Raw genomic sequence first — 14,429 nt, 5'->3', positions numbered from 1 at the left:
CTCCTCGTGCGACTTCGTCTTCTCGTCGCAGGGGCTTGCCGCAGCGAGGAGGGACGAAGTCACCGACGAGCGATCCGGTCGCGCACCAGCGCCTGCAGCGACGCGAGGTCGTTGGGCACCCGTGTCATCCGCTCGGGCTTGTCGAAGAGGTCGGCCATGTGCGGCGGCAGGCCAGGCCGCACACCGGTCGCGCGCTGCACCGCATCGGGGAACTTCGCCGGATGCGCGGTGGCCAGCGTGATCATCGGTGCTGCCCCCAGATGCTCTTCGGCCACCTTCACGCCCACGGCGGAGTGTGGGCACAGAAGCTCTCCCGTCGTCTTCCAGTGCCGCGCGATCACAGCCAGCGTCTCGTCCTCATCACACCGGCCCGAGGCAAAGGTGCCCCGCAGGCTTTCAATCGCCCCCTGGCTGATCTTGAACCCGCCCGCCTTCATCTCGCCCATCAGCTGCGCCACTGCCGCCCCGTCGCGGCCATAGGCGTCGAACAACGCGCGTTCAAAGTTTGACGAGACCTGGATGTCCATCGATGGGCTGATCGAGGGCTTGACCCCGTTCGTCCGGTAGTCCCCCGACCGCAGGGCGCGGTCCAGGATGTCGTTCTGGTTCGTGGCGATCACCAGCTTGTCGATCGGCAGCCCCATCCGCTTGGCGATATAGCCCGCGAAGATGTCGCCGAAATTGCCGGTGGGCACGGTGAAGCTGACCTCACGGTGCGGTGCCCCAAGCGCGGTCCCGGCATAGAAGTAGTAGACCACCTGCGCCAGCACCCGCGCCCAGTTGATGCTGTTCACCCCCGCCAGCCGCACCCCGTCGCGGAAGGCAAAGTCGTTGAACATGTCCTTTACGCGGGCCTGCGCCTCGTCGAAGTCGCCGTCGATGGCCAATGCGTGACAGTTCGCCTCAGACGGCGTGGTCATCTGCCGCCGCTGCACATCAGACACCCTGCCATGCGGGAAGAGGATGAACACATCGACGTTTGCCAGCCCCCGGAACGCCTCCATCGCCGCCGATCCGGTGTCGCCGCTGGTGGCACCGACGATGGTGATCCGCTCGCCGGTCTTTGCCAGTGCGGCCTGCATCATCTGGCCGATCAGCTGCATGGCGAAGTCCTTGAAGGCCAGCGTGGGCCCGTGGAACAGCTCCAGAAGGAAATGGTTCGACCCCAGCTGCACCATCGGCGCGCGGGCCGCGTGGTGGAAGCCCTGGTAGGCCTTGGCGATCAGGCCCCGGAATTCGTCGTCGGCAAAGAACCCGCCCAGATAGGGCCGCATCACCTTGAAGGCGACCTCTTCATAAGGCGCGCCCGCCAGAGCGGCAATTTCGGCAATGGTCAGCACTGGAATGGTCCCGGGCACATAAAGCCCGCCGTCGCGGGCCAGGCCCGTCATCATCGCCTCGCCGAAGCTCAGGATCGGCGCTGTGCCGCGGGTGGAAACGTAGTGCATGGTCATCGCCTTCAAACCTTCCGCGTCCTGATACGCCACAGGAGGAAGACTGTCATCCCCGCCCAGGTCGCCGCCAAGAGGAACCACTGGATCGCATAGCCCCAATGGTTGTTCGGTATACCCGAGGTATCCACCGGCATCGGCGCGATCCCGTCACCGGTTGGCGCGCTGGCGACAATAAGTGTCGGTTCCGTCTGCAGCTTGGACGCCATCGCCGGAACGTCTCGCGCAAACCAGAGGCCGGTCTTTTGATCCGGCGGCGGGGTCGAACTGCCAGTGTCGTCCGGCCAGTGCAGGTTGCCCGCGACCTTCGCCTCGTGCGGTGGGCGCGGAGTTGCCCTGGCCTCTTCCTCGACGAAGCCGCGCTGGACCATGATCCGGCGGCCGTCGGGCAGAACGAAAGCCTCGATCACCATGACGCCGGGGGTGGCGCCCTTCTGCCCTGCCAGCACTTCCAGATACTCGCCCGTGAACCGACCCTCGGCCGTCACCGCCTGGAACTTGTGCGGCCCCTCCTCGGGCACGGCGGGCAGCGGGATCGGAGCATTGGCGATCCGCGTCTCGATCTCGTCCAGATAGGCGCGCTTCTCTTCCATCCGGGCAAGCTGCCAGAAGCCCAGACTCATCAGGACGACAACCCCGGAGACGCCCAGGATGATGGGAAAGAGATAGCGGCGCATGGGCTTACCCCGGAAATGAAAGCGCAGGCCCGAAGGCCCGCGCTGACCCGTATCTGTGGCCTTGGGTTTACTGGCCCCAGACGTAGATCGTGGCGAAGAGGAACAGCCAGACCACGTCGACGAAGTGCCAGTACCAGGCGGCCGCCTCGAAGCCGACGTGCTTCTCGGGGGTGAAGTGCCCCTTCATCGCGCGGATCAGGCAGACGGTCAGAAAGATCGTCCCGATAATGACATGGAAGCCGTGGAAACCGGTCGCCATGAAGAAGGTCGCGCCATAGATGTTACCGGCGAAACCAAAGGCCGCGTGGCTGTATTCGTAGGCCTGCATCCCGGTGAAGATCACGCCCAGCCCGATGGCGATGATCAGGCCGTTGATCAGGTCGCGGCGGTTGTTTTCGTGCACCAGGGCATGGTGGGCCCAGGTCGCGGCGCAGCCCGACAGAAGCAGGATCAGCGTGTTGATGAAGGGCAGGTGCCAGGGATCGAAGGTCTCGATCCCGGCGGGCGGCCAGGCGCCGTCGATAGCTGGGCTGTTCGGCCCCATCGGATAAAGCCGGTGCTTGAAGAAGGTCCAGAACCAGGCCGAGAAGAACATGACTTCCGACATGATGAACAGGATGAAGCCATAGCGCAGCCCCAGCCGCACGACCGGCGTGTGATCGCCGGTCTGGCCCTCATGCACCACTTCCGCCCACCACGCGTACATCACGTACAGCACCCCAGCCAGACCGATCAGCCCCAGCCAGGGCCCCGAGCCATGCATCCAGAGGACCGAGCCGAACAGCATCACGAAGCCGGCGACGGCTCCGAAGAACGGCCAGATCGACGGTGGCAGGACGTGGTAGTCGTGGTTCTTTGCGTGTGCCATGCCGGCGGTTCCCTCTTTGTCTTTTCTCAGTTCACTGCGGCTTCGGTGTCCGCAGCGGGCGTATCCAGGGCTGCCTGTTCTTCGGGCAGCGGAGTTTCGTGGAAGGTATAGCTCAGCACGATCTCGTGCACAAACTGGCCTTCGATGTCTTCGACCATCGCAGGGTCGACGTAAAAGCTGACCGGCATTTGCACGGTTTCACCCGGCTGCAGCACCTGTTCGGTGAAGCAGAAGCATTCGATCTTGGTGAAGAAGCCGCCAGCCGCATAGGGATAGACGTTGAAGGTCGCCGTGCCCGCGACCGGACGGTCGGTGGGATTGTGCGCCTCGTAGAAGGCCAGCCCGGTTTCGCCGATGCGGATGTCCATCGACCGCTCGACAGGTTTGAAGGTCCAGGGCATCCCCTGTTCCAGCGAGGCGTCGAAGCGGACCTTCACCGTCTGGTCCAGGATCGTGTCAGCCCCGGTTTCCGCGACCGCGGTCGTGCCGCCAAAGCCAGTCACCCGGCAGAACCAGTCATAGAACGGCGGGATGATCACGATGGTGGTGAAGGTCAGCCCGACAACAAGCGATGCCAGCATGGCCAGCGTCCGGTTGTTGCCCTGAAGACGCGGGAAGATCATGGCTGGGTCTCCTCCTTGGGCAGCAGAGCGGGCGAATAGGTGTGATCAAAGCCCTGCAGCGGCTCGCCACGCTGCACCTTGACCACGGTCAGCGCAAAGACCAGCACGACAAAGGCGACCAGCGTCAGGCCAAGCCCAAGGTTCCGGCTGAAGCGGCGCTTGTGCAGTTCATGTTCGGGACGGAAAGTCATGTCACCAGCCCCCAAGCCCTGCGGATTTCAGCGCCAGCTCCACCAGGAAGGCCGCGAAATGCAGGAAGAGGTACAGAAGCGAAAAGCGGAAGAAAGCTTTCTCGACGGCATACTTGTCGGCCTCGGCCACCGCCTCGTCCCGCCGCCAGATGCGCCAGGCACCGATGACGAACCAGGCGTTCAGCACAACGGCCACGGCCAGCGTGAACGGACCGCCAATCGAGGTCACCGCTGCGCCCAGCGCCACGGGGACCAGCAGCAGCGTGTAGATCAGGATATGCGCCCGCGTCGCCTTGCGGCCATGCGTCACCGTCAGCATCGGCACGCCGGCGGTGTGGTAGTCTTCCTTCATGAACAGCGCGAGCGCCCAGAAGTGTGGCGGAGTCCACATGAAGATCAGCGCGAACATCAGGAACGCCTCGACCGAGATGGACCCGGTCGCGCAGACCCAGCCGATCATCGGCGGGAAGGCCCCGGCGGCCCCCCCGATCACGATGTTCTGCGGGGTCGTGCGTTTCAGCCACATCGAATAGACGACGGCGTAGAAGAAGATCGTGAAGGCCAACAAAGCCGCTGCGACCCAGTTCGTTGCCAGCCACAGCATGACGATGCTGATCCCCGACAGGGCCATGCCCAGCCCCAGCGCCTCGCCCCCGGCGACCTTTCCAGCCGGGACCGGACGGCGCGCGGTCCGCTTCATCACCGCGTCGATGTCGGCGTCCCACCACATGTTCAAGGCCCCCGAGGCCCCGGCCCCAAGCGCGATGAACAGGATCGCCGAGAAGGCTTCGACCGGATGCAGATGCACGGGGGCAACCAGCAGGCCCACCAGCGCCGTGAACACAACCAGCGACATCACGCGCGGCTTCAAGAGCTGCACATAATCGCCGAACCCCGGCTCATACGGAGTGGCGGTCGCGCCCTGATATGCGGTCGTATCGCTCATTCTCGGACCTGTTCCAGACAGGAGGGGCCTGACCCGCGCCAAGCCCCGTCTCCTGCATTTCCGTTCAATGGCCTCAGTCGTTCGAGGCCACTTCGACCGCTGCCGGGGCGTCCACACTGGACAGCTGGACATCGCCAGCCTTGGCCTTTTCCAGCCACTGCGCATAGGCCGCTTCCGACACGACCTTCACGGTAATCGGCATGTAGGCGTGCATCTGGCCGCAAATCTCGGAGCACTGGCCGAAGAAGATGCCTTCCTGGTCCGCCTTGAACCACAGCGCGGCAGTACGGCCAGGGACCGCATCCTGCATGACGCCAAAGGCCGGGATCTTCCAGGAATGGATCACGTCCGACGCGGTGACCTGCACCACGACGACCTTGCCCACCGGCACGACGACGGCGGTGTCGGTCGCCAGAAGGAACTGCTCTTTGCCATAGCCCGCGGCCTTCAGCTGCGCCTCGACCTCGGGGGTCATCATGTTGGTGCCGCCGGTGGCGGGCGAGCCAATCATGTAGCTGTCAAAAGCAATGCCTTCGTCAACATATTCGTAGTTCCAGTACCACTGGTTGCCGGTCGCCTTGATGGTGACCTCGCCCACCGGAATTTCCTGCTGCTTGAACAGGATCGGCAGCGAGAAGGCCCCGATGAAGACCAGGATCACGATCGGGACGATGGTCCATGCCACTTCCAGCGGGCTGTTGTGGGTAAAGCGGGCGGGAGTCGGGTTGGCGCGGCGGTTGAAGCGCAGGATCGTGTAGATCAGAAGCCCGGTCACGAAGACGACGATGGCGCCGATGATGTAGTTGATCATCGTGTCCAGCCAGACGATGTCATGCTTCAGCTCGGTCGCCGAGGGCTGGAAACCCATCCCGCCCTGCACTGGTTGCCCAATGATTTCCAAGGCTTGCTGCGCAAGGGCCTGCCCGGCCACCAGCGTGGTCATGCCCGCCGCGGCGATCCCGCCGATCACTGTCGAAAGACGCATGCTTTTGTTCCCGTTCACGTCGCGGCTTGGCGCCGCTTTCATGGGACCCGACCAAGGTCAGAATCCCGCCATTTCCCACGGCCCTCAAACCATATTAGCTTGGCCGCGACAAGCAAAACCGTCGCGACAAATCGCGCGTTTGACCCCTGGAGGCACTGCTCTGGCCATCCTCAAGCTGACCCTCGCGACCTTTGGCGTCCTGTACGCAACCCTGTTGTCCGGCATGTATCTGTGGCAGCGGGACCTGCAGTATTTCCCAACCCACCGCGACCCCGCCCCCCAGACGCTGGACCTCGCCGGCGTCCAGCGGATGGCGCTTGCCACCCCGGATGGCGAGATCCTTGTTCTGTGGACCAGCCCGGCCCGCGCGGACCGGCCCACCGTCCTTTTCCTGCACGGCAACGGGGGCGAGATCGCCGACCGCGCCGACCGCCTCGCCTTCTACCAGTCCCGGGGGTTTGGCGTGGCGTTCCTGTCCTGGCGCGGCTATGGCGGCTCCACCGGAACGCCCAGCGAGGCGGGGCTTCTGACCGATGCCAAGGCCGCCTACGATCACCTGCGCAGCCACGGGGTGACACCCGACCGGATCGTCCTGGTCGGAGAATCCCTGGGGACCGGCCCCGCCGTGCAGCTTGCCGCCGCCAACCCTGTCGGAGCCGTGGTGCTGGAGGCCCCCTACTCCGCCGCCGTCGACATCGCCCGCGCGGCCTATCCCTGGCTTCCGGTGGGCCTTCTGATGAAGGACCAGTTCCGCTCACGCGACCACATCGGTGCCGTCCGCGCCCCGATCCTGATCCTGCATGGCGAGGCGGACCGGGTGATCCCGCCAGGCTTTGGCCGTCGCCTTTTCGACGCGGCACGGGACCCCAAGACCTTCCTCTCCCTTGGCCCAGTCGGGCATGAGGCGCTGTTCGATCCTGCCACCTGGGCCGCGGGGGCCGATTTCATCGACCGGACCGTCACACCTTGACCCTGCCCCCGCAGCGGCCCATCTCTGCAGGACCCTTCCAGAAAGCCCCCGCCATGACCGACGCCCCCTTCCGCCCGTTCGAGACCCATCTGGACGAGGCCGCAGCCCTTGCCACCCTGCGCGCTGCGACCGACGGGGCTGACGATGGCGAGCTGTTCCTCGAACGCCGCCGGGCCGAGTCGATTGTCCTGGACGATGGCCGCATCCGTCAGGCGACCTATGACGCGTCGCAGGGCTTCGGCCTGCGCGCCGTGCGGGGCGAAGTCGCCGGTTACGCCCATTCGACCGAGATCACTGAAACTGCCCTGCGCCGCGCGGCCGAGACCGCGCGCCTTGCCGTGGGCGTCGGCGGCGGGACGCTCGCGCCGCCGCCGCGCGGCACCAATACCCGGCTTTACCGCGCCGACGACCCGATGGCAGACGCCGCCTTTCCGGTGAAGATCGAACTTCTGCGCGAACTTGACGCCTATGCGCGCGCCCTGGACCCCCGCGTGGTCCAGGTCTCTGCCACCCTCTCGGCCAGCCTGCAGGAAGTCGAGATCCTGCGCCCCGAAGGCACAAGGATCGCCGACATCCGCCCGATGGCCCGGATCAATGTCAGCGTGATGATCGAGGACGGCGGCCGCCGCGAACAGGGCGGCATGGGCCAGGGCGGCCGTCACGGTCTGGCGCAGCTGATGTCGCCCGGGACCTGGAAACCGATGATCGCCGAAGCCCTGCGCATCGCCCAGGTCAACCTTGGCGCGGTCGAAGCCCCTGCGGGCGTGATGGACGTCGTCCTTGGACCCGGCTGGCCCGGCATCCTTTTGCACGAGGCCATCGGCCACGGGCTGGAGGGCGACTTCAACCGCAAGGAAACCTCGGCCTTCGCCGGGCTTTTGGGGAAACAGATCGCGTCGAAGGGCGTCACTGTCCTTGATGACGGCACGATCCCGGACCGGCGCGGCAGCATCTCCATCGATGACGAGGGCACGCCGTCAGCCAAGAACGTGCTGATCGAGGATGGGGTCCTCGTCGGCTACATGCAGGACCGCCAGAACGCCCGCCTGATGGGGGTGGCCCCCACCGGCAACGGGCGGCGCGAAAGCTTTGCGCATATCCCGATGCCGCGGATGACCAACACCTACATGCTTTCCGGCCAGGACGACCCCGCGGGGATCGTGGCCAGCCTGAAGGACGGCATCTACGCCGTGGGCTTCGGCGGCGGCCAGGTCGACATCACCAGCGGCAAGTTCGTCTTCTCCTGCACCGAGGCCTACCGCGTCCGCAACGGTGTGGTGGGCGAGGCGGTCAAGGGGGCAACCCTGATCGGCGATGGGGCCACAGCGCTGAAAGGCATCCGCGCCATCGGCAACGACCTTGCCTTGGACCCCGGCATCGGCAACTGCGGCAAGGCCGGGCAATGGGTTCCGGTGGGCGTGGGCCAGCCGACGCTGCTGATCCAGGGCCTGACGGTCGGTGGCGCTGCCGCCTGACCGGGGCGCAACCCAAATTTCTTGAGTAAGAAATTTGCCAAAATCCTTACTTAAGGATTTTGCCCGCACTACCGCCCGAACTTGCCCTTCAATGCATCCGCGAAGGCATTCCCACCTGTCGCAGGCCCAGCCGCCATTGGCCCCCGGACGGGCTTCGACGGTCCGGGCCCCCGCTCGCGCGCCTGATCCTTGGCCGAGGCCCCGCCGTCCGACTTCATCGTCAGCCCGATCCGCTTCCTTGGCACGTCGACCTCGACCACCCGGACCTTGACCACGTCCCCGGCCTTCACCACCGCATGCGGGTCCTTGACGAAACTGTCCGACAGCTGGCTCACGTGCACCAGCCCGTCCTGATGCACGCCGATATCCACGAAGGCCCCGAAGGCCGCGACGTTGGTCACGGTCCCCTCCAGCACCATTCCAGGTTTGAGATCCCCGATCTCGTCCACCCCGTCGGCAAAGGTCGCGGTCTTGAACGATGGCCGCGGGTCCCGGCCCGGCTTTTCCAGCTCTGACAGGATGTCCTTCACTGTGGGCAGGCCGAACCTTTCGTCCACGAAACTCGCCGGGTTCAACGACTTCAACGCCGACCCATCGCCCATGATCGCGCGAATGTCCCGCCCGCAGGCTGCAACGATCTTGCGGGCCACCTCATAGGCTTCCGGGTGCACGCTTGAGGCGTCCAGCGGCTCTTTCCCCCCGGTGATCCGCAGGAACCCAGCGGCCTGTTCGAACGCCTTCGGCCCCAGCCGCGCGACCTTCAAGAGGTCCTTGCGCGTCGCAAACGGCCCGTTCTGATCCCGATGCGCCACGATGGCCTCGGCCAGTCCCGGCCCGACACCGGACACCCGCGCCAGCAAGGGGGCGGAGGCGGTGTTCAGGTCCACCCCCACCGCGTTCACCGCGTCTTCCACCACCGCTTCCAGCGACTTGCCCAGCCGGTGCTGGTCGACGTCATGCTGGTATTGACCGACCCCGATGGCCTTCGGCTCGATCTTCACCAGTTCGGCCAGCGGGTCCTGCAAGCGCCGGGCAATGCTGACCGCCCCGCGCAAGGACACATCCAGATCGGGAAACTCTCGCGCGGCCAGTTCACTGGCGGAATAGACCGAGGCCCCGGCCTCGGACACGATCACCTTCGTCGGCTTTTCCGCGCCCGCAGGCAGCAGCGCCAGCAGGTCCGCCACCAGCTTCTCGGTCTCGCGGCTGGCGGTGCCGTTGCCGATGGCGATCAGCTTGACCCCGTGCTGTCCGATGGCCCGGGCGATCGCAACCTGAGCCCCGCGCACGTCGTTCTTCGGCTGGAACGGATAGACCGTATCCGTCGCCACGACCTTGCCCGTCGCATCCACGACGGCCACCTTCACGCCTGTCCGGATGCCGGGGTCCAGCCCCATCGTCGCCTTGCCGCCCGCCGGAGCCGCCAGCAGCAAATCCTTGAGGTTGCGCGCAAAAACCCGGATCGCTTCCGCCTCTGCCGCCTCACGAAGCTCCGCCATGAGGTCCAGCGTCAAGCTGGTCTTCAGCTTCACCCGCCAGGCCCAGGCCGCCGCTTCGCGCAGCCATTTGTCGCCCGGACCGGACGCCGAGGCGCCGACGGCCGCCCCGCAAGCGCGCTCGGACGGGCTTTCGCCACGGGGCGCATCTGCGTCCACCTCAAGGTCCAGCGTCAGGAACTCCTCATTCCGCCCCCGGAACATCGCCAAGGCGCGGTGGCTGGGCACACGGCTGAAATCCTCGGTATGCGCGAAGTAATCGCTGAACTTCGCCCCTGCGACCTCTTTGCCCGCCACCACCTTCGCCGCCAGCTTCCCCGCCTTGCGCATGTGATCGCGGAGCCGGCCCAGCAGGGAAGCATCCTCGCTCAGACCCTCGGCGACGATGTCCCGCGCCCCCTCCAAGGCGGCTTTGGCATCGGCAAAGCCCTCGGACAGGAACCCGCCCGCCAAGGCGGCCGGGTCCGCCGACCGGTTGCCCAGGATCGCGTCCACCAGCCCCTGCAACCCCGCCTCGCGCGCGATCATCGCCTTGGTGCGACGCTTGGGCTTGTAGGGCAGGTAGATGTCCTCAAGCTCGGCCTTGGTCACCGCCCCCGCGATGGACCGGGCCAGATCGTCGGTCAGCTTGCCCTGCTCGGTGATCGAGGACAGGATGGCTCCCCGCCGCGCCTCCAGCTCGCGCAAATACCCAAGCCGTTCTTCCAGCTTGCGCAGCTGGGTGTCGTCGAGGCCCCCCGTCACTTCCTTGCGGTAGCGCGCGATGAAGGGCACCGTGGCCCCGCCATCCAGAAGCTCGACCGCCGCAGTGACTTGCTGGGGCGTCGCCGCGATTTCCGTGGCGATCAGGCGGGGGATCTGGGTCAGGCTCATGCGAATCCTCGGGTCTGGGGCGGGCAGCTTAGCCGCGCGCCCGGCAAGGGTGAAGCCCGCCGCCAAAGGCGCAGGGCGGGCCTAGCGATAGCGGGCCGGGCTGGTGCCGAAGCGCTTGCGGTAGGCCTTTGAAAAGCTGGACCGCGAGTTGAAGCCAGTGGCGATGGCCACCTCCAGGATCGACAGGGTGGTGTCGGCCAGCAGGTTCCGCGCCTCCTCCAGCCGCAGGCCCAGGTAGTGACCCTTGGGGGTTTCCTGCAGGACCGACTGGAAAATCCGCTCCAGGTGGCGGGGCGAGCGGCCAAAGACCCCCGCCAGCTGGTCGCGGTCCAGGGGCGTGGCGATATTGGCCTTCATCGCGGCGATCACCCGCGCCACCGCCGGGTGCCGCGCTGCCATCGGCGCGGGAAAGGCGGCCTTCTGGGTGGCATTCGCCTCGCGCCTGCGGCTGTGCAGGCACATCTCGGCGACCGCATCCGCCAGTTTCTGCCCGTGATCCTGGGCAATCAGCGCCAGCATCAGGTCGACCCCGGCCTCACCGCCCGCGCACGAAAAATGCTTGCGGCCGATGACATAGATCTGCTGCAAAGGCTCGACATCGAACAGCTCGCGGAAGGCGGGGCGGTTCTCCCAGTGCACCGCGGGGCTGTCGTCGCCCAGAAGGCCCGCGCGCGCCAGCGTGTAGGCTCCGGTGCAGATCGCCCCCAGACCGCCGCCCTTGCGGGCATGATCCCGCAGCCAGCCCAGAACCTTGCGATCCGCCGCCTGGCTGGCATCGGTGCCCGAACAGACGATGGCCGTCGTCTCGCGGCCCAAGGGCTGCAAGCCCTGGTCGACCTCGATCCGCACCCCGGCCGAGCTTTCCACCGGCGCCCCGTCCATGCTGACCAGCCGCCAGCGGTACAGCGGCTGCTGGGTCAGCTGGTTGGCGATCCGCAACGGCTCGATCGCAGACGAGAAGGCCAGCAGCGTAAAGCGCGGCAGGGCCAGGAAGGCAAAGTCGCGGGTGGCGACCGGCCCCGACAGGTGGAAATGCGCCACGCCGCGCGGGATCACCGCCGTGGCGTGCTGAAAGCTTGTGTCCTCGGCGGGACGGGTCATGGCGGCGATTTCCCCGGTCAGCACGCGAAAGGCCCGGCTCTTCTGATCCTGCGGGCAGATTCTGTCAACCGGCGGCAGCAGGTGGTCCTATGGTCGGCGATAGGGGTCCGGCAAGGCAGGCAGAACCCGGCCGCTGCAGGCCCCGAAACCGATGACATAACCGTCGCCCTGACACGTGCCGCGCAGCTCCAGCGTATCGCCGTCCTCGATGAAACTTCGGCTTCCGCCATCGACGGCAATCGGCTCCTTGCCGCCCCAGCTCAGCTCCAGCAGGCTGCCGCGCGCCTCTTTCGTGGCGCCGGAAATGGTGCCAGAGCCCAGCAGGTCCCCCGTATTCATCGGACAGCCACTGGTCGTGTGATGCGCCAGCTGCTGCGCGGCCGAATAATACATCTCGCGGTAATTGGTCCGCGCGATCACCGTCTCGCGGCCACCCTCGGGCGTCAGGCCCACCTCCAGCGCGATGTCATACAGCATCGGTCCCGGTTCCTGCAGATGCGGCAAAAGCGGGACCTCGCGGGGGGGTGTCGAACAGCGGAACGGCTCTAGCGCCGCGCGCGTCACGATCCAGGGGCTGATCGTCGTCGCCGTCGCCTTGGCCTGGAAGGGTCCCAGGGGCTGATACTCCCAGGCCTGGATGTCGCGCGCCGACCAGTCGTTCAGAAGGACGTAGCCGAAGATCATCGCATCCGCCTCGGCCACCGTCACCGGCCCGTCCGAAGGCGTGCCCACCACCGCGCCCAATTCCAGCTCGATATCGAACCGGCGTGAGGGCTGGAAGGCGGGGACGGCCTGTTCCGGCCCCTTCACCTGCCCCCAGGGCCGCCGGACCGGAGTCCCCGAGACGACGACCGACGACGCCCGCCCGTTATAGCCGATGGGAATGTGCAGCCAGTTCGGCGGCAGGGCATTGTCGGCCCCCCGGAACATGGTGCCGACGTTGGTCGCGTGGTGACGGCCCGCATAGAAATCGGTGTATTCGCTGACCAGGAAGGGCATGTGCAGTGCCACCTCGGCCAAGGGCACCAGATGCGGCTCGACGGTCGCCCGCCCGACAGAACCTTCGCCCAAAAGCTCCATCAGCCGGGACCGCAACGCCGCCCAGACCTGCGGCCCCGCCTCCATCACCTCGTTCCAGAACGGCACATCCAGCAAGGGCGCGTCGGCCAGATTCAGCACCCCGGAGTCCTCCAGCACCGCCACATCCAGGACGAAATCCCCGATGGCGACCCCGCAGCGCGGCTCATCCCCTGGCCGGGAAAACACCCCGCAGGGCAGGTTGTTCAGCGGAAACGGATGATCCGGCGCATTGGCGCTGTCGACCCATGAGCGAAGAAGCGGCATAGACCTGCTTTCATACTGGAGGAAATATCCCACGGGGGTCCGGGGGTGTGAAACCCCCGGTCCGCCGCCAATCACTTGACGCCCGGCGTCCCGTCGAACTTCTTGTCCAGGCTTGCCCAGCAGTCGATGTAGTCGTCCTGCAAGGGGGCCGCCTTCGCCGCCCATTCCGTCAGATGCTGCGGAAACCGCGTCTCGAACATGAAGCTCATCGTCTCCTCCAGCTTCTCGGGCTTCAAGGCTGCATTGGACGCGCCTTCGAAGGCATTCCGGTCCGGCCCGTGCGGCAGCATGCAGTTGTGCAAGCTCATCCCGCCGGGGACGAAGCCCTTGGGCTTGGCGTCATAGATGCCATAGATGTTGCCCATCAGTTCCGACATGACATTCTTGTGGTACCACGGCGGGCGGAAGGAATTCTCGGCCACCAGCCAGCGTTCGCGGAAGAGGACGAAGTCGATGTTCGCCGTCCCCTCCAACCCGCTGGGGGCCGTCAGGACGGTGAAGATCGACGGGTCCGGATGGTCGAACAGGATCGCGCCCACGGGGGAATAGGTCCGCAGGTCATACTTGTAAGGCGCGTAGTTGCCGTGCCACGCCACCACATCCAGCAAAGACTGCCCGATCCACGTTTCATGAAACTGCCCGCACCACTTCAGCACCACACGGCTCGGCACCTCCCGGTCCTCGAAGGCCGCCACCGGGGTCTTGAAGTCGCGCGGGTTCGCCAGGCAGTTCGCCCCGATCGGCCCCCGGTGCGGGAGGGTGAAGGGCACTCCGTAATTCTCGCAGACAAAGCCCCGCGCCGGGCCGTCCAGCACCTCGACCCGGTAGACCAGCCCGCGCGGCAAGACCGCGATCTCCTTCGGTTCCAGGTCGATCACCCCCAGCTCGGTGCAAAAGCGCAAGCGGCCCTCCTGCGGCACGACCAGCAATTCCCCGTCGGCGGAGTAGAAATATTCGTCCACCATCGACGCCGTCACCGTGTAGACATGCGCCGCCATCCCGGTCTGCGTGTTCACATCCCCCGCCGTCGTCACCGTCCGCATCCCCGTGACCCAGGTCAGATGCTCATTGCCATGCGGCACCGGGTCCCAACGGTATTGACCCAGCGAAATCACCTCCGGCAGCACATGTGGCGCAGTCTTCCAGAACGGCACGTCGATCTTCGCAAACCGCGTCGCGTGCTTCACCGAGGGTCGGATGCGGTAGCACCAGGTCCGCTCGGGGTGCGGCTTGGTGAAGGCCGAGCCCGACAGCTGTTCGGCATAAAGCCCGTAGGCGCATTTCTGCGGGCTGTTCTGCCCCTGCGGCAGCGCGCCCGGCAGGGCCTCGGTTTCGAAGTCGTTGCCAAAACCAGACATGTAGCCCGGACCGGGTCCAATGCCGCCCCCAGCGCGGGTCATGCCCTGCGGCACTGCATCGCTCATCGGCC

13 protein-coding genes are annotated in these 14,429 nt (G+C 66.1%); 2 read left to right on the top strand and 11 right to left on the bottom strand.

Annotated elements, in window-relative coordinates:
* Window positions 1-59: 59 nt before the first annotated feature.
* The 7 genes from thrC to coxB all read right to left on the bottom strand — a co-directional run bounded on the left by thrC (window position 60) and on the right by coxB (window position 5,741).
* Window positions 60-1,448, bottom strand: coding sequence for a threonine synthase (thrC, locus tag U1E69_RS07240; RefSeq protein WP_322243683.1), 1,389 nt, complete (start codon window positions 1,446-1,448; stop codon window positions 60-62).
* A gap of 11 nt (window positions 1,449-1,459) precedes the next feature.
* Window positions 1,460-2,128, bottom strand: coding sequence for an SURF1 family protein (locus U1E69_RS07235; protein WP_322243682.1), 669 nt, complete (start codon window positions 2,126-2,128; stop codon window positions 1,460-1,462).
* A gap of 67 nt (window positions 2,129-2,195) precedes the next feature.
* Entirely contained in the window at window positions 2,196-2,996 is an 801-nt protein-coding gene (locus U1E69_RS07230; RefSeq protein ID WP_322243681.1) for a cytochrome c oxidase subunit 3, read from the bottom strand.
* Between the two features lie 26 nt (window positions 2,997-3,022).
* The gene (locus U1E69_RS07225) at window positions 3,023-3,619 is read right to left on the bottom strand and encodes a cytochrome c oxidase assembly protein (protein WP_322243680.1); all 597 of its coding nucleotides are present in this window, start codon (window positions 3,617-3,619) and stop codon (window positions 3,023-3,025) included.
* The gene (locus tag U1E69_RS07220) at window positions 3,616-3,810 is read right to left on the bottom strand and encodes a hypothetical protein (RefSeq protein ID WP_322243679.1); all 195 of its coding nucleotides are present in this window, start codon (window positions 3,808-3,810) and stop codon (window positions 3,616-3,618) included. Before U1E69_RS07220 ends, U1E69_RS07225 begins: the two co-directional genes overlap by 4 nt.
* A 1-nt stretch (window position 3,811) precedes the next feature.
* A complete protein-coding gene (gene cyoE / locus U1E69_RS07215) occupies window positions 3,812-4,756 on the bottom strand; it encodes a heme o synthase (protein WP_322243678.1) in 945 nt (314 codons plus the stop codon).
* Window positions 4,757-4,829: 73 nt separating this feature from the next.
* Window positions 4,830-5,741, bottom strand: coding sequence for a cytochrome c oxidase subunit II (coxB, locus tag U1E69_RS07210; protein WP_322243677.1), 912 nt, complete (start codon window positions 5,739-5,741; stop codon window positions 4,830-4,832).
* A gap of 223 nt (window positions 5,742-5,964) precedes the next feature.
* On the opposite strand from coxB, the gene U1E69_RS07205 reads away from it, so the two are divergent.
* Together U1E69_RS07205 and tldD are read left to right on the top strand one after the other, a co-directional pair.
* Complete coding sequence (locus U1E69_RS07205) at window positions 5,965-6,711, top strand: alpha/beta hydrolase (protein WP_322243676.1); 747 nt, start codon at window positions 5,965-5,967, stop codon at window positions 6,709-6,711.
* Between the two features lie 53 nt (window positions 6,712-6,764).
* Window positions 6,765-8,186, top strand: coding sequence for a metalloprotease TldD (gene tldD / locus U1E69_RS07200; protein ID WP_322243675.1), 1,422 nt, complete (start codon window positions 6,765-6,767; stop codon window positions 8,184-8,186).
* A gap of 68 nt (window positions 8,187-8,254) precedes the next feature.
* Here tldD and U1E69_RS07195 read toward each other — a convergent pair whose 3' ends face one another.
* The 4 genes from U1E69_RS07195 to hmgA form a co-directional block, all read right to left on the bottom strand.
* On the bottom strand, window positions 8,255-10,555 hold the full coding sequence (locus tag U1E69_RS07195) for a Tex family protein (protein WP_322243674.1): 2,301 nt from the start codon (window positions 10,553-10,555) through the stop codon (window positions 8,255-8,257).
* An 81-nt stretch (window positions 10,556-10,636) separates the two neighbouring features.
* Window positions 10,637-11,656, bottom strand: coding sequence for a GlxA family transcriptional regulator (locus tag U1E69_RS07190; protein WP_322243673.1), 1,020 nt, complete (start codon window positions 11,654-11,656; stop codon window positions 10,637-10,639).
* 87 nt (window positions 11,657-11,743) lie between these two features.
* The gene (fahA, locus tag U1E69_RS07185) at window positions 11,744-13,000 is read right to left on the bottom strand and encodes a fumarylacetoacetase (RefSeq protein ID WP_322243672.1); all 1,257 of its coding nucleotides are present in this window, start codon (window positions 12,998-13,000) and stop codon (window positions 11,744-11,746) included.
* A gap of 71 nt (window positions 13,001-13,071) precedes the next feature.
* Window positions 13,072-14,424, bottom strand: coding sequence for a homogentisate 1,2-dioxygenase (gene hmgA, locus U1E69_RS07180; protein WP_322243671.1), 1,353 nt, complete (start codon window positions 14,422-14,424; stop codon window positions 13,072-13,074).
* Window positions 14,425-14,429: the final 5 nt, after the last annotated feature.

Source organism: Tabrizicola sp., assembly GCF_034366665.1.
Taxonomy (GTDB): Bacteria; Pseudomonadota; Alphaproteobacteria; order Rhodobacterales; family Rhodobacteraceae; genus Tabrizicola.
Note: the sequence above shows the minus strand (reverse complement) of the source record. Positions and strands in the feature narration are given on the sequence as shown.